The organism is Klebsiella sp., assembly GCF_027492335.1.
Classification (GTDB): Bacteria; Pseudomonadota; Gammaproteobacteria; order Enterobacterales; family Enterobacteriaceae; genus Klebsiella; species Klebsiella huaxiensis.
Genome location: NZ_JAPUEW010000096.1, coordinates 1 through 19905, shown reverse-complemented (window position 1 = coordinate 19905; position 19905 = coordinate 1). Strand labels below are relative to the sequence as shown.

16 protein-coding genes and 2 pseudogenes are annotated in these 19905 nt (G+C 54.9%); 13 read left to right on the top strand and 5 right to left on the bottom strand.

Going from position 1 to position 19905, the window contains the following annotated elements:
- Positions 1 to 15 precede the first annotated feature (15 nt).
- Together yigL and QVF11_RS26870 are read left to right on the top strand one after the other, a co-directional pair.
- Positions 16 to 816, top strand: coding sequence for a sugar/pyridoxal phosphate phosphatase YigL (gene yigL / locus QVF11_RS26875; RefSeq protein WP_287860793.1), 801 nt, complete (start codon positions 16 to 18; stop codon positions 814 to 816).
- A gap of 88 nt (positions 817 to 904) precedes the next feature.
- Positions 905 to 1804 carry a carboxylate/amino acid/amine transporter gene (locus QVF11_RS26870; protein WP_110276852.1) on the top strand — a complete coding sequence of 300 codons (900 nt, stop codon included), beginning with the start codon at positions 905 to 907 and terminating at the stop codon, positions 1802 to 1804.
- On the opposite strand, the gene metR is transcribed toward QVF11_RS26870, so the two are convergent.
- On the bottom strand, positions 1689 to 2645 hold the full coding sequence (gene metR, locus QVF11_RS26865; protein ID WP_130624415.1) for an HTH-type transcriptional regulator MetR: 957 nt from the start codon (positions 2643 to 2645) through the stop codon (positions 1689 to 1691). The two genes, QVF11_RS26870 and metR, sit on opposite strands and share 116 nt — an antisense overlap.
- Before the next feature lie 116 nt (positions 2646 to 2761).
- Between metR and metE the strand changes: the two genes are divergently transcribed.
- From metE to lacA, 9 genes are all read left to right on the top strand, one after another.
- On the top strand, positions 2762 to 5023 hold the full coding sequence (gene metE, locus QVF11_RS26860; RefSeq protein ID WP_287860790.1) for a 5-methyltetrahydropteroyltriglutamate--homocysteine S-methyltransferase: 2262 nt from the start codon (positions 2762 to 2764) through the stop codon (positions 5021 to 5023).
- A 244-nt stretch (positions 5024 to 5267) separates the two neighbouring features.
- Positions 5268 to 6683: a PTS transporter subunit EIIC gene (locus QVF11_RS26855; protein ID WP_112216158.1), complete on the top strand. Its 1416-nt coding sequence runs from the start codon at positions 5268 to 5270 to the stop codon at positions 6681 to 6683.
- A 22-nt stretch (positions 6684 to 6705) separates the two neighbouring features.
- Positions 6706 to 8451 (top strand): sulfatase, encoded by a 1746-nt coding sequence (locus tag QVF11_RS26850; RefSeq protein WP_287860788.1) that lies wholly within the window; start codon positions 6706 to 6708, stop codon positions 8449 to 8451.
- 190 nt (positions 8452 to 8641) lie between these two features.
- Entirely contained in the window at positions 8642 to 9364 is a 723-nt protein-coding gene (locus QVF11_RS26845) for a GntR family transcriptional regulator (RefSeq protein ID WP_142512661.1), read from the top strand.
- Positions 9365 to 9404: 40 nt separating this feature from the next.
- A complete protein-coding gene (locus QVF11_RS26840) occupies positions 9405 to 10700 on the top strand; it encodes an anaerobic sulfatase maturase (RefSeq protein ID WP_112216161.1) in 1296 nt (431 codons plus the stop codon).
- A 123-nt stretch (positions 10701 to 10823) separates the two neighbouring features.
- On the top strand, positions 10824 to 11906 hold the full coding sequence (locus tag QVF11_RS26835) for a LacI family DNA-binding transcriptional regulator (RefSeq protein WP_287860784.1): 1083 nt from the start codon (positions 10824 to 10826) through the stop codon (positions 11904 to 11906).
- 120 nt (positions 11907 to 12026) lie between these two features.
- Complete coding sequence (locus tag QVF11_RS26830) at positions 12027 to 15110, top strand: beta-galactosidase (protein ID WP_287860782.1); 3084 nt, start codon at positions 12027 to 12029, stop codon at positions 15108 to 15110.
- Positions 15111 to 15161: 51 nt separating this feature from the next.
- Positions 15162 to 16415 (top strand): MFS transporter, encoded by a 1254-nt coding sequence (locus tag QVF11_RS26825; protein ID WP_287860780.1) that lies wholly within the window; start codon positions 15162 to 15164, stop codon positions 16413 to 16415.
- A 29-nt stretch (positions 16416 to 16444) separates the two neighbouring features.
- Entirely contained in the window at positions 16445 to 17056 is a 612-nt protein-coding gene (gene lacA, locus QVF11_RS26820) for a galactoside O-acetyltransferase (RefSeq protein WP_287860778.1), read from the top strand.
- Between the two features lie 84 nt (positions 17057 to 17140).
- On the opposite strand, the gene QVF11_RS26815 is transcribed toward lacA, so the two are convergent.
- The 3 genes and pseudogenes from QVF11_RS26815 to QVF11_RS26805 form a co-directional block, all read right to left on the bottom strand.
- Positions 17141 to 17986 carry a fumarylacetoacetate hydrolase family protein gene (locus QVF11_RS26815; RefSeq protein WP_287860776.1) on the bottom strand — a complete coding sequence of 282 codons (846 nt, stop codon included), beginning with the start codon at positions 17984 to 17986 and terminating at the stop codon, positions 17141 to 17143.
- A pseudogene (locus QVF11_RS26810) lies at positions 17986 to 18216 on the bottom strand (hypothetical protein); the annotation flags it as partial. The gene QVF11_RS26815 and the pseudogene QVF11_RS26810, both read right to left, overlap by 1 nt.
- A gap of 40 nt (positions 18217 to 18256) precedes the next feature.
- Positions 18257 to 18499 (bottom strand): annotated as a pseudogene (locus QVF11_RS26805) (sodium ion-translocating decarboxylase subunit beta); the annotation flags it as partial.
- 43 nt (positions 18500 to 18542) lie between these two features.
- Between QVF11_RS26805 and QVF11_RS26800 the strand changes: the two are divergent.
- Entirely contained in the window at positions 18543 to 18791 is a 249-nt protein-coding gene (locus tag QVF11_RS26800; RefSeq protein ID WP_353738539.1) for a UTRA domain-containing protein, read from the top strand.
- 141 nt (positions 18792 to 18932) lie between these two features.
- Positions 18933 to 19604 carry a transporter substrate-binding domain-containing protein gene (locus QVF11_RS26795; protein ID WP_287860774.1) on the top strand — a complete coding sequence of 224 codons (672 nt, stop codon included), beginning with the start codon at positions 18933 to 18935 and terminating at the stop codon, positions 19602 to 19604.
- An 86-nt stretch (positions 19605 to 19690) separates the two neighbouring features.
- Here QVF11_RS26795 and QVF11_RS26790 read toward each other — a convergent pair.
- Positions 19691 to 19905, bottom strand: a 215-nt coding sequence (locus QVF11_RS26790) for a dienelactone hydrolase family protein (protein WP_287860772.1), incomplete at its 5' end; no start/stop codon positions are given.

The window sequence follows — 19905 nt, the reverse complement described above, 5'->3', positions numbered from 1 at the left end:
GAGGTTAAAATTTTTATGTACCAGGTTGTTGCGTCTGACTTAGATGGCACGCTGCTTTCCCCCGATCACTGCTTAACCCCTTACGCCAAAGAGACGCTGAAGCTGCTTACCGCACGCGGCATCAACTTCGTATTTGCGACCGGCCGTCATTACATCGATGTTGGGCAAATTCGCGATAATCTTGGCATTAAATCCTACATGATCACCTCTAATGGCGCGCGGGTGCACGATAGCGAAGGGAAGCAGATCTTCGCCCATAACCTCGACCGCGATATCGCCACCGATCTGTTCGAGATGATGCGTAACGATCCGGCGATTGTGACCAACGTTTATCGTGAGGATGAGTGGTTTATGAACCGCCATCGTCCTGAAGAGATGCGTTTCTTCAAAGAGGCGGTGTTCAACTACAAACTGTATGAGCCGGGCGAACTGGACCCTGAGGGGATCAGCAAGGTCTTTTTCACCTGTGATAAGCATGAGCAGCTATTGCCGCTGGAGCAGGCGATCAACGCGCGCTGGGGCGACCGCGTAAACGTGAGTTTCTCTACCGTGACCTGCCTGGAGGTGATGGCGGGCGGCGTGTCGAAGGGGCATGCGCTGGAGGCGGTGGCGAAAATGCTCGGCTATAGCCTGAAAGAGTGTATCGCCTTCGGCGACGGCATGAACGATGCGGAAATGCTATCGATGGCGGGCAAGGGCTGCATTATGGCCAACGCGCACCAGCGCCTGAAAGACCTGCATCCGGAGCTGGAAGTGATCGGCAGCAACGCCGATGACGCCGTACCGCACTATCTGCGTAAACTGTATCTCGACTAAAAAAGATTGACGGTTGCTCTATAATTGAGCAGTTGTCAACTAACCTCTTCGCTACAATGGGTGTTCTTTAATCTACGAGACATTCATTGTGGCGCTACTGATTATCACCACCATTCTGTGGGCCTTTTCCTTTAGCCTGTACGGCGAATATCTGGCGGGTCATGTCGATAGCTATTTCGCGGTGCTGGCGCGTGTTGGCCTGGCGGCGCTGGTGTTTTCACCTTTCCTGCGTACGCGTGGGCAAAGCCTGACTACTATTGGCTTGTATATGCTGGTGGGGGCGATGCAGCTTGGCATCATGTATATGTTGAGCTTCCACGCCTACCTCTATTTGACGGTCTCTGAGCTCCTGCTGTTTACCGTTCTGACGCCGCTCTATATTACTCTAATCTACGATCTGATGAGCCGACGTCGCCTGCGCTGGGGCTACGCCTGCAGCGCATTGCTGGCGGTGATCGGCGCGGGAATTATCCGTTATGACCAGGTGACCAACCATTTCTGGACCGGTCTGATCCTGGTACAGCTCTCCAACATCAGCTTTGCTATCGGCATGGTGGGCTATAAGCGCCTGATGGAAACGCGCCCGATGCCGCAGCATAACGCTTTCGCCTGGTTCTATATCGGGGCGTTTCTGGTGGCGGTAGTTGCCTGGACTCTGATGGGTAACGCGCAGAAAATGCCGGAAACGTCGCTACAGTGGGGCATTCTGGTCTTTCTTGGCGTGGCGGCGTCGGGAATCGGTTATTTTATGTGGAACTACGGAGCCACCCAGGTGGATGCTGGTACGCTCGGCATCATGAACAATATGCACGTGCCTGCCGGGCTGCTGGTGAACCTTGCCATCTGGCAGGAGCAACCCCGCTGGCCGAGCTTTATTGTTGGAGCTCTGGTGATCCTGGCCTCGCTGTGGGTCCATCGGCGTTGGGTCGCTCCGCACTCCGCACAAACGGTAAGTGGTCGCAAGCGTGGTTCCGCGCTGAGCGAATAAACGCCTCGGTAGCCGGCTGACGCTGCTCGCCATCGCGCACTGCGGCGTACAGTCGGCTCCACAGCCCCTCGCCCAGGGTCTTGGTCACCACCAGGCCCTGGCGTTCAAAGTTTTCTACTACCCAGTGCGGTAGGGCAGCGATACCCATCCGTGCGGCTACCATCTGAATTAACAGCAGCGTATTGTCGACGCTCTTCAGCTGCGGGCTGATCCCTGCTGGCTGTAAAAAGTGACGCCAGATATCCAGGCGCGCGCGCTGCACCGGGTAAATCAGCAGCAGCTCGGTGGCTAAATCCTCAGGCGCAATCCGCGTTTTTGCCGCCAGCGGATGATCCGGCGCCATCACCAGACGCACTTCAAAATCAAACATCGGTGAATAGTGCAGACCGCTGCGCGGCAGAATATCAGAGGTCATCACCAGATCCAGCTCACCCTGCTGCAACCCCGGCTGCGGGTCAAAGGTGACGCCGGACTGGAAATCCACTTCGACATGCGGCCAGCGGGCGCGGAAATTTTCCAGCGCCGGGGTGAGCCATTGAATACAGCTATGGCATTCGATGGCGATACGCAGCCGGGTTTGCTGCGGCTCGTTACAGTCCTGCAAGGCGCGGCTGATTTGCGGCAGCACCTGATTGGCCAGCTGCAGCAGAATCTCTCCCTGCGGGGTAAAACGCAGCGGCTGGCTTTTACGCACAAATAGACGGAAGCCAAGGCGCTGTTCCAGATCGCTGAACTGGTGGGACAAGGCGGATTGCGTCTGGTGCAGGGCCGCTGCCGCGCCTGCCAGAGAACCGCTATTCCGCAACGCCTGGAGCGTTTTCAGGTGTTTTATTTCGATCATGAAAGTCCTTCACTTCGGCATGAATAATTTGCGCTTGAGGAATATACAGTACATTCACATTATGGATGTGTAAACATCCAGACGGCTAAATACTAAAAATTCCATAAGGGCATATCATGACAATTATTAACCACACCCTCGGTTTCCCTCGCGTTGGCCTGCGTCGCGAGCTGAAAAAAGCGCAAGAGAGCTACTGGGCAGGCAATAGCTCCCGTGAAGAACTGCTGGCGGTTGGGCGTGAGCTGCGTGCTCGCCATTGGGATCAGCAGAAGCAGGCAGGCGTTGATCTGCTGCCGGTGGGCGATTTCGCCTGGTACGACCATGTTCTGACCACCAGCCTGCTGCTCGGCAACGTGCCGGCTCGTCATCAGAACAAAGACGGTTCCGTCGATATTGATACCCTGTTCCGCATTGGCCGAGGTCGCGCGCCGACCGGTGAACCGGCTGCCGCCGCGGAGATGACCAAATGGTTTAACACCAACTACCACTACATGGTGCCGGAGTTCACCCAAGGCCAGCAGTTCAAGCTGACCTGGACCCAGCTGCTGGATGAAGTGGACGAAGCGTTGGCACTGGGCCACAAGGTGAAACCCGTTCTGCTGGGGCCGGTCACTTACCTGTGGCTCGGTAAGGTGAAAGGTGAGCCGTTCGACCGCCTGAGCCTGCTGAACGCTATTCTGCCGGTCTACCAGCAGGTGCTGGCGGAGCTGGCGAAACGCGGCATTGAGTGGGTACAGATTGATGAGCCGGCGCTGGTGCTTGAGCTGCCGCAGACGTGGCTGGACGCCTTTAAGCCGGCTTATGAGGAGCTTAGCGGCCAGGTTAAGCTGCTGCTGACCACCTATTTTGAAGGCGTTACGGCGAACCTTGATACCATTACCGCGCTGCCGGTACAGGGTCTGCACGTTGATTTTGTTCACGGTAAAGATGACGTGGCAGAGCTGCATCAACGTCTGCCTGCCGACTGGCTGCTCTCTGCGGGGCTGATCAATGGTCGCAACGTCTGGCGCGCCGATCTCACCGAGAAATACGCGCAGATTAAAGACATCGTCGGTAAACGCGAGTTGTGGGTAGCCTCTTCCTGCTCCCTGCTGCACAGTCCGATCGACCTGAGCGTGGAAACTCGTCTGGATGCGGAAGTGAAGAGCTGGTTTGCCTTCGCCTTGCAAAAATGTGCCGAGCTGGCGCTGCTGCGTGATGCCCTGAACAGCGGTGATACTGCCGCAATTACCGAATGGAGCGCGCCAATTCAGGCCCGTCGTCATTCAACCCGCGTGCATAATGCGGCGGTTGAAAAACGCTTGGCGGCGATTACCGTGCAGGACAGCCAGCGCACGAGCGCCTATGAGGTGCGTGCCGAAGCGCAGCGGGCGCGCTTTAAGCTTCCAGCCTGGCCGACCACCACTATCGGCTCTTTCCCGCAAACCACGGAAATTCGCAGCCTGCGTTTGGACTTCAAAAAGGGCAATCTTGATGCGAATAACTATCGTACCGGCATAGCAGAGCACATCAAGCAGGCGATTGTGGAGCAGGAGCGGCTGGGGCTGGACGTGCTGGTGCACGGTGAAGCCGAGCGTAACGATATGGTGGAATATTTCGGTGAACACCTGGACGGTTTTATCTTTACCCAGAACGGCTGGGTGCAGAGCTACGGCTCCCGCTGCGTCAAACCGCCGGTAGTGATCGGCGACGTCAGCCGCCCGGAAGCGATCACCGTTGAGTGGGCGAAGTATGCCCAGTCCCTGACCGATAAGCCGGTAAAAGGCATGCTGACCGGCCCGGTGACCATTCTCTGCTGGTCCTTCCCGCGTGAAGACGTCAGCCGTGAAACCATTGCGAAACAGATTGCCCTCGCGCTGCGTGATGAAGTGGCGGATCTGGAAGCGGCGGGCATCGGCATTATCCAGATTGATGAACCGGCGCTGCGCGAAGGTCTGCCGCTGAAGCGTAGCGACTGGGATGCGTATCTGGCGTGGGGCGTCGAGGCTTTCCGCATCAACGCCGCCGTGGCGAAAGACGACACGCAGATCCACACCCATATGTGTTATTGCGAGTTTAACGACATTATGGATTCCATTGCCGCGCTGGATGCTGATGTGATCACTATCGAAACCTCGCGTTCCGACATGGAGCTGCTGGAGTCGTTCGAAGAGTTCGACTATCCGAACGAAATCGGGCCGGGCGTTTACGATATTCACTCGCCGAACGTCCCGAGCGTGGAGTGGATTGAAGCCCTGCTGAAGAAAGCGGAGCAGCGTATCCCGGCAGAGCGCCTGTGGGTGAACCCAGACTGCGGCCTGAAAACCCGCGGCTGGCCGGAAACCCGTGCCGCGCTGGCTAACATGGTTAAAGCCGCGCAGAACCTGCGTCAGGGATAATGCAGAATTACCCGGCTCGCAGAAGATGGTGAACCCGTAGGTCGGGTAAGGCGTTAGCCGCTACCCGACGAAATGCGATACAAGATATAAAGATAAAACAGACTTGTGGGAGGCTTTGGCCTCCTTTTTTTGTTTCTGCTCCCGCCAAAAACGCTCGTTAATTCGCCTTTATGATCGCCCTCACAAACATGATAACATTATATTGTTATAACAATTGCCACCAAAATAATAAAGGAACCTCTGTATGGACTACAACCAGGTGGGCAATGCGATTGTGAAGCACTGTGGCGGCTTATCTAATTTGCTGCACGTCACCAACTGTATGACCCGCGTCCGAATGACCATCGGTGAGCAATCACAGGTGGATATCGCCGCACTTAAAAGTATTGAAGGTGTGCTCGGCGTGGTGGAAGACGATACTCTGCAGGTGATCGTCGGGCCGGGGAAATCATCGAAGGTCGCGAATGTGATTAACGATCTGCTCAAGGGCCAGCCCGCAGGTGATACTCCCTTAAGCGCTGTCGAGCAAAAAGCGAAGCAGGCGCGGGAAAAGGCGAAAAAGCAGACTCGTACCAAAGTTATCCTCAAACATATCGCCAATATCTTTGTGCCGATTCTACCGTCGCTGATTGCGGCCGGTATCCTGATGGGTATCAACAACGTGTTGGTGAACTCCGCTGCTTCCTGGGCGCTGGCGCATCACGTGGCGGCGCTGGGGGATCTGTCACCAACTCAGGTGGTACTCGATCAGCGGCATATGCTGGGCGTTAGCCAGTTCCTTGATATTGTCTCAAAGGCGCTGTTCGGTTTCCTCGCCATCTATACCGGGGTCACGGCGGCGAAGGAGTTTGACGGTAACGCGGTGATGGGCGGCCTGCTGGGGGCGATCACCATTGTGCCGCAGATTACCGCGCTGGGGCTGATCCCGGGGCAGGGTGGGCTGATTGGCGTCATTCTCTGCGCCTGGCTAATGTGTCTGCTGGAAAAACAAGTTCGGCGCTTTGTGCCGGATATCGTGGATGTGGTGGTGACGCCGACTATCGTGCTGGTGGTGATGGCGGCGGCGCTGCTGTTGGTGATTATGCCCGTGGCGGGCGTGGTTTCTAACGGTATTCTGCACGGGCTGAACGGCCTGCTTTCTACCGGCGGCATCGCAGCGGGCTTTGTGCTCTCGGCGCTGTTCCCGTTCCTGATTTCGCTCGGTCTGCACCACGGCCTGTTTCCAATCCATCTGGAGATGATTAACGCCACCGGCCACGCGCCGCTGTTCGCCATCCAGATCATGTCCAATGCCGGAATGGTCGGCGCGGCGACGGCGGTACTGCTGCTGACCCGCGACCCGGTGATGAAGAAAATCGCCAGAGGCGCAATCCCAACCTCCATTCTGGCAGTAGGCGAACCCACCATTTTCGGCGTCAATATTCCGGCCGGATTCGCCTTTATTACCGGCTCCATCGGCGCGGGTTTCGGCGGAATGATGGTGGTGCTGCTGGGCGTCTCGACCAACGGCGTTGGCGCAGCCGGGCTATCCGCGCTGCCGCTCATCGCTGACGGTAAATATTTGCAGTACATCATTTCCTGGTTAACCGGCTGCGCCGCAGCCTTCGTGCTGACCTATATCGTTGGCAAAATGCGCGGTTACGATAAAGAAACGGCGTGAATAAAGGATTAAGGAGTAAAGCATGAAAGCGATTATGTTGATGTTTGATTCGCTGAATAAGCGCCTGCTGTCGGCCTACGGCAGCGATCGGGCGATTACGCCGAATTTTCAGCGTCTGAAGGAACGCACGGTCCGTTTCGATAACGGTTACGTCGGCAGCATGCCCTGTATGCCCGCCCGCCGGGAACTGCATACCGGACGCTATAATTTTTTACACCGCGGCTGGTCGCCGATCGAACCGTTCGATGATTCGGTTCCAGAGTTGCTGAAGAAGAACGGCATTCACACTCATCTGGTGACGGATCATAAACACTACTGGCGCGACGGCGGGGCGACCTATCATTCGCGCTACAGCACCTACGAATTTGTGCGTGGTCAGGAGGGCGACGCCTGGAAAGGCGTCGTTGATAAACCAGAATATCGCTACGAATCCGGCGAACCGGAAGAGATCAAGCAGCGGAAGATCGCCAGCCGGATACAGCATCAGATCAACGTGCAGTTTATGCACAACGAAGAAGATCATCATCTGGCGCGGACGATCGGCAAAGGGCTGGAGTTTATTGATACCAACCACGCCAGCGATAACTGGTTTTTACAACTGGAGTGCTTCGATCCGCATGAGCCGTTCTTCGTGCCGGAAAAGTACCTGAAGATGTACGGCATTGACGATCCTGCGCAGTTTGACGGCTGGCCGCCGTACTACTTTGTTACCGAAAGCGCCGAACGTAAAAGCATGATCCAGAAGTATTATATGGCGCTGCTGACCATGGTCGATGCGTATGTTGGCAAGGTGCTGGACCATATGGATCGCTACGACCTGTGGCGTGATACGATGCTGATCGTCAATACCGATCACGGTTTTCTGCTCGGTGAGCACGAGTGGTGGGGAAAAAATATCATGCCGCTGTATAACGAAGTGGCGAATATTCCTTTATTTATCTGGCACCCGCAGTACGGCGGTGCGGGCGAATCCCGCCAGGCGCTGGCGCAAACAATTGATATTCCGGCGACGCTGCTGGGCTGCTTCGGTCTGGATAAACCGGCGGATATGCAGGGCGTGTCGCTGCTTCCCGCGCTGTGCGACGATACGCCGGTACGCGACTATGCCCTGTTTGGCTATCACGGCTGCCATATTAATATTACCGATGGCCGCTATATCTACATGCGCTCGCCCGTTGAGCAAGGTATCGATGGTCTGTACGAATACACGCTGATGCCGACCCGTATCAACCGCCGCTTTACGCCGCAGGAGCTACGCGAAACGACGCTGCATCCGCCATTTCGCTTTACTAAAGGCTGCCCGGTGATGAAAATCCCCGCCGAGTCGTTGATGACCCGCGGTGCCGATCGCTTTGGTCATCGGTTGTATGACTTAGAGTCCGACCCGACGCAGCAAACCCAGTGCCGTGATGAACAGGTGGCGCGGCGGCTAGTGGAGCAGATGATTCGCATGATGCAGGAAAACGATGCGCCCGCTGAGCTGTACGCGCGCTATGGCCTGGATGATGCGCAAAGCCCGCTGTTGGGGCTGGACCCGCATTTGTTACCTGAATTGGCCGCCTTTGCGCCGCAGGTGCGCTACGGCCTGTTTGCGCTGTTGCAGCATCTGGAAGGTAGTGGTCAGCATGCGCTCGCAGAGAAGCTTCAGTCGTCCTGCCAGCCGACATGGGATCGGGAAAATTTGTGGGCTTTCGTGCAGAATGAGGTTCCGCAGGAGCAGCATCAGAGCGTGTACTATAAGATGGCGCTAGAAATGCGACTTGATTAAGTGCCTATCCCATTAGGCTATTTTATTTGCCATTTTGGCGTTGGGCAGTGCTCGAAATCCTCACGTACTGCGTGTACGCTCCGGTTTCTGCGCGCTGTCCAGCACCAAACTAGCTTCAACAACTACGCCTACTGGGACAGGCTCTAAGGGGTATCCCCGGCAGCGGCCGGGGAACAGGAGTGCCAAGTTAATGAAAGAAGAACTGGACTATTCTCGCGGTGCGAAGCCTTTATACGCTCAGCTATACGACATCTTGCTGGAAAAGCTAAGAACTGGGGCCTACAAGAAGAATGATGTCCTGCCTACCGAAGCCGAGTTTGAAGAGCTTTTTGGCGTCAGCCGCATTACGGCGCGGCGCGCGCTGGCCGAACTGGCTGCCAAAGGGCTGGTAAAACGCCAGGCCGGTATCGGCACAATGGTCATCAGCACTTCCGAGAAACAGGGAGTAAAGACCCGCATTCGGCTGGTCGACGGTCAGCAGCAGCACTCTATTTCGCGACATAATCTGACACTCGAGCAGCGCTTGCCGCCACCGGAAGTGGCGCAGGCGTTCGCTCTCCCGGCGGAGCAGAAAATTCAATGTCTCACCCGCACGATTTATCGGCAAAATGAACTACCCGCGCAGGTAAACTATATCTGGCTAACGCCGCGTCTGGGCGAGCTGACGCTAGAGGCGTTTAAAGAGGGTCTGTACAGCGCCCTGGAACAGCGCGGTGAGAATATCGACGGCTATAAAGATACCATTACTGCCGAACTGCCCACGGAGCAGGACTGCGATATTTTGCAGGTTGCTGCAGGCGAACCGCTGCTGGTGAAGACCCGTCAGGGCTTTAACGATCGCGGCGAGCTGGTGGAATACACCATCGCTCGCCATATCGCCAGCTGCTATCAGTACATTGTCGAGAATAACTAATGGCAGAGTGTATCGGGCCATCAAATCAGGGAAAATCAGCATGATCAATGGCTGCCACGTGATGGCAAAACCGAGCGGATCGGTGTGTAACATCGATTGCACCTACTGCTTTTATCTGGAAAAAGAAGCGCTTTACCCCGAGCGTAATAAAAACTGGCGCATGTCCGACGAGACGCTGGAAAACTATATTCGCCAGCATATCGAAGCGCAGTCTGGTGATGCGGTAACCTTTGCCTGGCAGGGCGGCGAACCGACGATGATGGGGCTGGCGTTCTTTCGCCGCGTCGTTGAGCTTTGTGATAAATACGCCAACGGCAAAAAGATCGATCATGCCCTGCAAACCAACGGCGTGCTGGTGGACGACGAGTGGGCGCGATTTTTTGCCGAGCAGCGTTTTCTGGTGGGCTTGTCGATAGACGGCCCGGCGCATCTGCATAACCAGTACCGCGTCAACCGCGCCGGAAAAGGGACCCACGATAAGGTCGTTGCGGCGATGGCGCTGCTGAAGGCGCATAACGTCGAGTTCAATACTCTGACCGTTGTCGGCAAGCATAACGTTGAACACGCCCGCGAAGTGTATGATTTCCTGCTGGCGGCGGGTTCGCGCTATATGCAGTTTATTCCGCTGGTCGAACGGATGAGCAGCGATGCGTCGTCGCCACTACAGCTGGTATTGCCGGGAGAGAGCGCGGCAAGACTCGCGCCCTGGACGGTACCTTCCTGGCAGTTTGGCGAGTTTCTCAACCAAATTTTCGATATCTGGGTGCGCCGCGACGTCGATAGCGTCTATGTGCAGATGTTTGACGTTGCCCTGGCGGCGTGGACTGGCCAGCCGCCGGTGCTGTGTGTGCATTCCGAAACCTGCGGCCATGCTTTCGCGCTGGAATCAAACGGCGATCTGTATAACTGCGATCACTTTGTCTATCCGGAGCATAAGCTGGGCAATATTCACCAGCAGAGCATTCGTGAGTTAAACAATAGCGAACAGGCCATCGCCTTTGGTCAGGCCAAAAAAGAGACGCTGACGGCGGATTGCCGCAACTGCGAGTTTCGTTTTGTTTGTCACGGCGGGTGTCCGAAACATCGCTTCGCCGTTTCCCCAAGCGGTCGCCCCGGCCACAACTACCTGTGTACGGGCTATAAGCACTTTTTCAAGCACGTGACGCCTTATATGAACGTCTGGCGGCAGCTTCTGGAAAATGGCTATCCGCTCCCGGCGATGATGCAGTGGCTGGCGCAAGAGGCGCAGCAGCAGCCGAAGACTGCTACCCGCAACGATCCCTGCCCGTGCGGCAGCGGGCGTAAATATAAAAAATGTTGTGGCGCACAGCATTGAGGTTGCCAGAAGGTCTACAGAACCCCCTCTGTACCGTGCAATTCACTCGCCTGCGGCATAGTGAAAGCCTGGTGGAGTATGGCATCATAGCGTGCAGACAACAGTAAAATCAGGGTGATGAATGTGAAACCGGTAACGCTATACGATGTCGCAGATCACGCGGGGGTCTCCTACCAGACCGTTTCCCGTGTGGTGAATCAGGCTAACCATGTTTCCGCCAAAACTCGTGAAAAAGTTGAAGCCGCGATGGCGGAGCTGAATTACATTCCCAATCGCGTTGCGCAGCAACTGGCGGGAAAACAGACGCCGCTTATTGGCGTCGCTACTGCTAATCTCGCGCTGCATGCGCCATCACAGATTGTTGCGGCCATTAAATCTCGCGCCGACAGGTCAGGCGCCAGCGTTGTGATCGCCATGGTGGAGCGCAACGGCGTTGAGGCCTGCAAAGCGGCGGTACATAATCTGCTGACGCAACGGGTAACCGGTTTGATCGTTAACTATCCGCTCGATGAAAACGACGCTATTGCGGTGGCGACAAGCTGCGGCAACGTGCCGGTACTCTTTCTCGACGTTTCCGACCAGTCCCCCATTAACAGCATTATTTTTTCTCACGATGACGGCGCGCGTCTGGGTGTTGAACATCTGGTAGAGCATGGACATCAGCGCATTGCGCTACTGGCCGGACCGCATTCTTCGGTTTCCGCGCGACTGAGACTCGCAGGCTGGCATAAATATCTGGCGCACTACCAGTTACAGCCGGTTGCTGAAACAGAAGGCGACTGGAGTGCGATGTCAGGTTTTCAGCAAACCCTGCAAATGCTTAATGACGGGACGATTCCTACCGCCATTCTGGTGGCTAACGATCAGATGGCGCTGGGCGCAATGCGGGCGATAAGCGAATTTGGTCTACGCGTGGCGAGCGACGTTTCCATTATTGGCTATGACGATACTGAGGATAGTGCCTGCTATATTCCGCCGCTGACCACCATCAGACAGGACTTTTCGCTGCTTGGCAAAACGAGTGTAGACAAACTGCTGCAACTCTCTGGCGGAGAACCCGCGACTAATAACCAGCTACTGCCCGTGTCATTGATTCAACGTAAGACCGTTCAGCCTCCCAATGTCCTGGCGACCTCCCCTGAGATCCTGGCCGAATCACTGATTCAGCTGGCCCGTCAGATTTCCCAGCTATCGCCCAAAATATGAACGGGTAAAATTGTGTGAGTGAGTTCACTCATTGTTCATCTTATCCTTTACAGAAATAACGTTATGCCTCTATTTTGATTTAAATTGTGAGCGGATAACAATTTCTAAAAGGATACAGCTATGCCCCTGAACACAAATTCACTCGCCGCAGTGCTGGCTCGACGCGACTGGGAAAACCCAGGCGTAACGCAACTCAACCGGCTGGAGGCGCATCCTCCTTTTTACAGCTGGAAAAATGCTGATGACGCTCGCGATAATCGTAAATCTGCGCAGAAATTCAGTCTGAATGGACAGTGGCAATTTGCCTGGTTTGCCTCGCCTGAAGCGGTGCCGGAAAGTTGGCTGACAAGCGATCTGCCGCAGTCGGATACCATCAACGTACCGTCCAACTGGCAGATGGACGGTTATGATGCACCGATTTATACCAACGTCACTTATCCCATACCGGTTAACCCGCCGTTTGTACCGACTGATAATCCTACTGGTTGTTACTCGCTCACATTCTGCGTTGACGATGCCTGGCTTCAGGAAGGACAGACGCGAATCATTTTTGATGGCGTGAACTCGGCGTTCCATCTGTGGTGCAACGGGCGCTGGGTGGGCTACGGACAGGACAGCCGCCTGCCGTCTGAATTTGATCTTAGCCATTATCTGCACAATGGCGAAAACCGTCTGGCGGTCATGGTGCTGCGCTGGAGCGATGGTAGCTATCTGGAAGACCAGGACATGTGGCGGATGAGCGGGATTTTTCGCGATGTCTCTCTGCTACACAAACCTGGTACGCAAATCAGCGACCTGCGGGTAAACACCCGTTTCAACGACGACTTTAGTCGCGCGATTATGGAAACGGAAGTGCGGGTAACAGGCGAGCTACGCGATGATTTACGCGTGACGGTACAGCTGTGGGATGGCGAAACGTTAGTCGGCGAAAAAAGCGCACCATTAGGCAGTGACATCATTGATGAGCGCGGCGCTTACCATGACCGAATCACCCTGCGTCTGAACGTCGAAAACCCAGCATTATGGAGCGCCGAGACACCGAATCTGTATCGTGCCGTGGTGCAACTGCACACCGCCGACGGTACGCTGCTGGAAGCTGAAGCCTGTGACGTTGGCTTCCGTCAGGTCAACATTGAAAACGGCCTGCTGCTGTTGAACGGCAAGCCATTGCTGATTCGCGGCACCAACCGTCATGAACATCACCCGGAGAATGGCCAGGTGATGGACGAGGCGACGATGGTGCAGGACATTCTCCTGATGAAGCAGAACAACTTTAACGCCGTACGCTGCTCTCATTACCCGAACCACCCGATGTGGTACACATTATGCGATCGCTACGGCCTGTATGTCGTGGACGAAGCCAACATTGAAACCCACGGAATGGTGCCGATGAATCGCCTGACCAACGATCCAGACTGGCTGCCCGCCATGAGCCAGCGCGTGACGCGGATGGTGCAGCGTGATCGCAACCATCCGAGCATTATCATTTGGTCACTGGGTAATGAATCGGGTCACGGTGTAAATCATGACGCGCTGTATCGTTGGTTGAAATCAGAGGATCCGTCCCGCCCGGTGCAGTATGAAGGCGGCGGAGCCAACACTGCCGCCACCGATATTATTTGCCCGATGTACGCCCGCGTCGATCAGGATCAGCCTTTTCCTGTCGTGCCGAAATGGTCAATCAAAAAGTGGCTGTCGCTACCTGGCGAGCAGCGCCCGCTGATCCTCTGCGAATATGCTCACGCGATGGGTAACAGTTTCGGCGGCTTCGCCAAATACTGGCAGGCATTCCGCCAGTATCCGCGTCTGCAGGGGGGCTTCGTCTGGGACTGGGTGGATCAGTCGCTTATCAAACACGATGCTGATGGCAAGTCGTGGTCTGCCTACGGCGGTGATTTTGGCGACACGCCTAACGATCGCCAGTTTTGCATGAATGGTCTGGTGTTTGCCGATCGCACGCCGCACCCGGCACTGTATGAAGCCAAACATGAACAGCAATTTTTCCAGTTTGCGCTGCTGCCGGGGGCCGAACGTAAGATTGAAGTCACCAGCGAATACCTGTTCCGCCACAGCGATAACGAGGTTCTGCACTGGTCACTGATGCTGGATGGTAATCCACTGGCTTCAGGCGTGGCGACGCTGGATATTCCGCCGCAGGGGCGTCAGATCATCGCGCTGCCGGACCTCCCGAAGCCGGAAACAGCAGGCCAGCTGTGGCTGACCGTTCGCGTTGAACAGCCTGAAGCAACCGCATGGTCGCAGGCCGGACATATTTGCGCCTGGCAACAATGGAAGCTCGACGAGAAACTCTGTACGCCGCTGCCGCAGCCCGCCAACCACACGCCAAAGCTCACTGCCAGCGAGAGCACATTCAGCATCACAGTGAACGAGAAGCGTTGGGAGTTTAGCCGCCAGCAGGGCGTATTGACGCAGTACTGGATTGGCGAAGAAGCACAACTGTTGACGCCGCTTATTGACCAGTTTACGCGCGCGCCGTTGGATAACGATATTGGCGTGAGCGAATCAACCCGCATCGATCCTAACGCCTGGGTGGAGCGCTGGAAGTCTGCCGGGCATTATCAGACCGAAGCCGTATTGCTGCAATGTGATGCCGACGTACTGGCCAGTGCTGTGCAGATAACTACCGCTCATGCCTGGCAGTATCAGGGTGAAACGCTGTTCGTCAGCCGTAAAACGTACCGTATCGACGGCAATAGCGAGATGCGAATAACTGTCGACGTTGATGTTGCCAGCGGCACGCCTCACCCGGCACGTATCGGTCTGAGCTGCCAGCTCGCGCAGGTGGCTGAGCGGGTTAACTGGCTGGGATTGGGGCCACATGAAAACTACCCGGACAGGCTTTCCGCTGCCTGCTTTGACCGCTGGGATCTGTCGCTGGAGGAGATGTATACCCCGTATGTTTTCCCGACTGAAAATGGGCTGCGCTGTGGAACGCGTGAACTCAAGTACGGCCCGCACTGCTGGCATGGTGATTTCCTGTTCAACATCAGCCGCTACGGTCAGAAACAGTTGATGGAGACCAGCCACCGCCATCTGCTACAGCCGGAAGCTGGGACCTGGCTCAATATTGATGGTTTCCATATGGGCGTCGGCGGCGATGACTCGTGGAGTCCTTCGGTTTCGCCGGAATTTCAGCTTAGCGCCGGACGCTACCACTACCAGCTGGTCTGGGGCCAAAAGTAAAAACACTCGGGCAGGTTCACGCCTGCCCGCATTCAGGGTAAGGAAGTCCATATGTACTATTTAAAAAATACCAACTTTTGGATGTTCGGCTTTTTCTTCTTCTTCTACTTTTTTATCATGGGTGCTTATTTCCCCTTCTTTCCTATCTGGTTACACGATGTAAACCATATAAGCAAAGGGGATACCGGGATCATTTTTGCCTGTATTTCACTCTTTTCACTCCTGTTCCAGCCAGCCTTCGGTCTGCTCTCCGATAAGCTTGGTCTGCGTAAACACCTGCTGTGGATCATTACCGGGATGCTGGTGATGTTTGCCCCATTCTTTATTTACGTTTTTGGTCCTTTATTACAGGTTAATATTTTACTGGGGTCGATTGTTGGTGGGATCTACCTTGGCTTTATTTACAATGCCGGTGCACCGGCGATTGAAGCCTATATTGAAAAAGCCAGCCGCAGGAGCAACTTTGAATTTGGCCGCGCCCGCATGTTTGGTTGCGTAGGCTGGGCGCTATGCGCCTCGATTGCCGGAATTATGTTCACCATCAATAACCAGTTTGTTTTCTGGCTGGGTTCCGGTTGCGCCGTTATTCTGGCATTGCTCCTGTTCTTTTCAAAAACAGATGCGCCTTCTTCTGCGAAGGTCGCCGATGCTGTGGGGGCCAACAACTCAGCTTTCAGCTTGAAGCTGGCGCTGGAGTTATTTAAACAACCGAAACTCTGGTTCCTCTCGTTATACGTGGTCGGCGTTTCCTGTACTTACGATGTATTTGACCAGCAGTTTGCTAACTTCTTTACCTCTTTTTTTGCTACCGGTGAACAAGGCACTCGCGTATTCGGCTACGTCACCACTATGGGGGAGCTGCTTAATGCCAGCATCATGTTCTTTGCGCCGCTGATTGTGAATCGTATTGGCGGAAAGAACGCTTTGCTGCTGGCTGGCACGATTATGTCGGTAAGGATTATCGGCTCCTCGTTCGCCACCTCCGCACTGGAGGTCGTGATCCTAAAAACGCTGCATATGTTTGAAATACCGTTCCTGATCGTCGGCTGCTTCAAGTACATTACCAGCCAGTTTGAAGTCCGTTTCTCGGCCACGATTTATCTGGTCTGTTTCTGTTTCTTCAAGCAGTTAGCGATGATTTTTATGTCAGTTCTGGCCGGGAATATGTATGAGAGCATTGGCTTCCAGGGGGCTTATCTGGTGTTAGGGATGATTGCGCTGGGCTTTACGCTGATTTCCATATTTACCCTTAGCGGGCCGGGACCTTTTTCCCGCTCATTCGCGCAACCGGGTAAACAAGGTTGAATACAAAAAATAAGAAAGGAATATCACCGATGAGCATTTCTATGCGAGACAGAATTAAAGCAGGAAAACTGTTTACCGATATGTGCGAGGGCCTGCCAGAAGAAAGATTACGTGGCAAGGAACTCATGTACGAATTTAATCACACTCGTCCATCAGAGGTTGAAAAAAGAGATAAGCTGATTCGTGAGATGTTTGGAAAAGTAGGAAAGCATGTGTGGGTAGAACCGCCAGTTTATTTCTCTTATGGAACCCATATCCATATTGGCGATAACTTCTATGCAAATTTTAATTTTACCATTGTGGACGATTACACGGTCACCATTGGCGATAACGTTTTAATTGCGCCAAACGTGACGATCTCTGTAACAGGACATCCCGTTCATCATGAGTTAAGAAAAGCCGGAGAAATGTTCTCCTTTCCGGTTACCATCGGCAATAACGTATGGATTGGTAGTAATGTGGTTATCAACCCCGGTATAACGATCGGGGATAACTCTGTTATTGGCGCGGGAAGCGTGGTCACCAAAGATATCCCGGCGGATGTCGTTGCCGTCGGTGTTCCTTGTAAGGTGATCAGAAGTATTAATGAAAGAGATAAAATATTTTATTATAAAAACTACACCGTCGGCTCAGAGGAATAATGACGCTATTCTGCCGTCAGTTTCCCCGGTCATACACGATGCTGACCGGGGTTCTGTAGTGGTATTTATTGCCGGAGGGCAGCGTTATGCTTCCGGCACCTCGTCAACGATGCGGTTGCGCAGGCAGCCAATCTTTTCAATTTCCACTTCAATGATATCGCCATCCTGCAGGAACAGCGGTGGGGTACGTTTTTTCCCCACGCCGCCCGGTGAGCCAGTCAGAATGACATCACCCGGCGTCAGAACGCAGAAGGTGCTGATATAGGCAATCAGCTCCGGGACGCTGTGGATCATGCTGGCGGTATTGTCGTTCTGTACTTCCATGCCGTTGAGCCGAGTTTTGATCGCCAGCGCGTTAGGGTCGTCGATTTCATCCCTCGTCACCAGCCAGGGGCCGAAGCTGCCGGTCGATGGCCAGTTTTTGCCGGCGGTAAACCAGGCGTGCTGCCAGTCGCGGGCCGAGCCGTCCATATAGCAGCTGTACCCGGCAATGTGCTCTAGCGCCCGTTCTGCGGGAATATTGCGCCCACGTTTACCGATCACCAGCGCCAGCTCGCCCTCGTAATCAAACTCGTGGCTGGCAGCCGGTTTAATGATCTCGCCCAGGTGCCCACACTGGGAATCCGGGAAACGGATAAACAGCGTTGGATCGGGATCCTGCTCATCAAACTCTAGCCGCTTGGCCTGGTAATTCATCCCGACGCAGAGGATCTTTTGCGGGTCGGGGATCAGCGGCAAAAATTCGATCTCATCCAGGGCATAGTCGATCGCCATATGCGACAGCATTTCTGCCGGAATGTTGTCTATGGCCGCCAGAAAAGACTTCAGCGACGGATATTGCAGAAAATGCCGGGTTAGATCGACAACACCATCCCCCCGCAACAAACCATAGCGGGGAATATTGCTTACACAAAAACTGATTAACTTCATTAATAACTCTCTGGATATTCTTCAGAAAACAGAGGTCCCGCCGGGAAGTGGACTAAAAAACCGGTGGTGGTCAGTAGTTCACTCAGCCCGCGGAACACGATGCATCGGGGGGCGGCTTCATCGTCGAGGGATGTTAACACAGCGCGCCCTTTTTCCCCCAGCACGCCGCCCTGCCAGAGTATTCGCTGCGCTTGATCCTGTAGCCACGGAGAATCGCTTCGCCAGGCTACGCACGGTCTCAACCAGGGCGGGCAGATCTGCCGTCAGCCTGGAGGCAATCGCCGAGCCAATCACCCCGGCCATGTTCGGGCCCATCGCGTGCATCAGCAGGAAGTTCTGTGCGTCCGACTCCAGGCCCACCTTGTTCGACACCCTGGCTGCCATCGGCACCGCCGGGAAGAGGATTTTTTCCCGCTTACTCACCGTGCGCAGCCGCACCATGCTGATTTTCCGCTCTTTATCGTTGGTCAGCGCCTTCATAATCGGCAGCTGCAGCAGGCTCACCAGTAGCATGATGGCCTGGCCGATGCCGAGGTGCATCAGGCCCATGCCCTGAATCAGGGCGTTCAGACTTTCCATTTCCGTTCCTCTTCCTTACGCCAGCATCATCAGGGGGCGCCCACACCAGGTTCGCGTCGCGCTGCCGGGGCAAGAAGTGGCAAAATTTCTGGATATTAAACGCAGCCGACCGGTGATGGTGCGTCAACATACTTGCCTGGCAGGCGATGACAAACTTATCCTGTGGGGTGAAACTTGGTATCGTGAAGAATATGAATTCCAGTACAGCACTTATCGGGATAAATAGAGATTAAACAACCACCTCTGTTATCTGACATGTAGGGCAGGGTGCCATAATTAAGTTATTAAAAGTGGATTTGAAAAATCACTTCAGCGGCTTTCTGCGCATTGCTATCAAGACGATCGAATTGCCGAAAAGGAACGAGCCATGCCATCATCAGCTTTACGTTTTGCGATTAATTTAGGCAACGCTTTGCTCGCTGAACAGTCAACCGACGGTGAGCTGCGAGGGCTGACCGTCGAGCTGGCGCGGAAAATTGCGGAGTCCTGCCAACAGCCGGAGCGGCTGTTACCTTACCCCGCGGCAAAACGTATTGTTGACGATGCTTCTAATAATCAATGGGATATTGCTTTTTTAGCGGTCGATCCCGCACGTGAGAACGAACTGCGTTTTACCTCGCCCTATCTCACGATTGATTGCACCCTGCTGGTACGTAGCTGCAGCGAGGTACATTCCGTCCTGGAGATGGACCGGGAAGGCGTGACGATTAACGTTGGCAAAGGCTCCGCCTATTCATTGCCGCTCATTCGGACATTAAAACACGCCCGCCTTTGCGAATATCCCACCACTCAGCAGGCGCTCAGCGCTTTTCTGGCCGGTAAGGGGGATGTGGTGGCGAATATTCGCCAGCTGCTGGAAGCCGCCGCCATGGGGCAAGATAGCGTTCGAGTGCTGCCTGACAACTATAGCCAGATTCAGCAGGCCATCTGCGTGCCGCGCGTGGTTCCGCACTATTATGAGCGGATGGAGGCGTTGGTGAGACAGTGGCAGCAGGACGGGACGCTGGCGGCGCTGATCGTCCGCCATATTTATGCTTAATCCCTTCATTGATGTATCAGGCCCGGCACATTTCCCGGAGGCGGCGCTTGACGCGCCTGTCCGGGCTACCAGTCCGCAGACGGTGGTTAACCGCGCTTCCCACCGTACTGGGCGAACCACGCCAGCATTCGCTGCCAGCCGTCTTTCGCTGACTCTTCATGATAGCTGGCGCGGTAGTCGGCATTAAAGGAGTGGTCGGCCTGCGGATAAACTACGATTTCCGCCGTCGCGTTGGCGGCTCGTAGAGCCTGACGCATGGTTTCAACCGTATCCTGCGGGATGCTGTCATCTTTCGCGCCGT

Excerpts from the sequence above, each read along its gene's own strand:
- QVF11_RS26855 (WP_112216158.1), top strand. The coding sequence starts at position 5,268 with ATGGACTACAACCAGGTGGGCAATGCGATTGTGAAGCACTGTGGCGGC.
- yigL (WP_287860793.1), top strand. The coding sequence starts at position 16 with ATGTACCAGGTTGTTGCGTCTGACTTAGATGGCACGCTGCTTTCCCCC.
- QVF11_RS26815 (WP_287860776.1), bottom strand. The coding sequence starts at position 17,986 with ATGAAGTTAATCAGTTTTTGTGTAAGCAATATTCCCCGCTATGGTTTG.
- QVF11_RS26845 (WP_142512661.1), top strand. The coding sequence starts at position 8,642 with ATGAAAGAAGAACTGGACTATTCTCGCGGTGCGAAGCCTTTATACGCT.
- metE (WP_287860790.1), top strand. The coding sequence starts at position 2,762 with ATGACAATTATTAACCACACCCTCGGTTTCCCTCGCGTTGGCCTGCGT.
- QVF11_RS26830 (WP_287860782.1), top strand. The coding sequence starts at position 12,027 with ATGCCCCTGAACACAAATTCACTCGCCGCAGTGCTGGCTCGACGCGAC.
- metR (WP_130624415.1), bottom strand. The coding sequence starts at position 2,645 with ATGATCGAAATAAAACACCTGAAAACGCTCCAGGCGTTGCGGAATAGC.
- QVF11_RS26850 (WP_287860788.1), top strand. The coding sequence starts at position 6,706 with ATGAAAGCGATTATGTTGATGTTTGATTCGCTGAATAAGCGCCTGCTG.
- QVF11_RS26840 (WP_112216161.1), top strand. The coding sequence starts at position 9,405 with ATGATCAATGGCTGCCACGTGATGGCAAAACCGAGCGGATCGGTGTGT.
- QVF11_RS26795 (WP_287860774.1), top strand. The coding sequence starts at position 18,933 with ATGCCATCATCAGCTTTACGTTTTGCGATTAATTTAGGCAACGCTTTG.
- lacA (WP_287860778.1), top strand. The coding sequence starts at position 16,445 with ATGAGCATTTCTATGCGAGACAGAATTAAAGCAGGAAAACTGTTTACC.
- QVF11_RS26825 (WP_287860780.1), top strand. The coding sequence starts at position 15,162 with ATGTACTATTTAAAAAATACCAACTTTTGGATGTTCGGCTTTTTCTTC.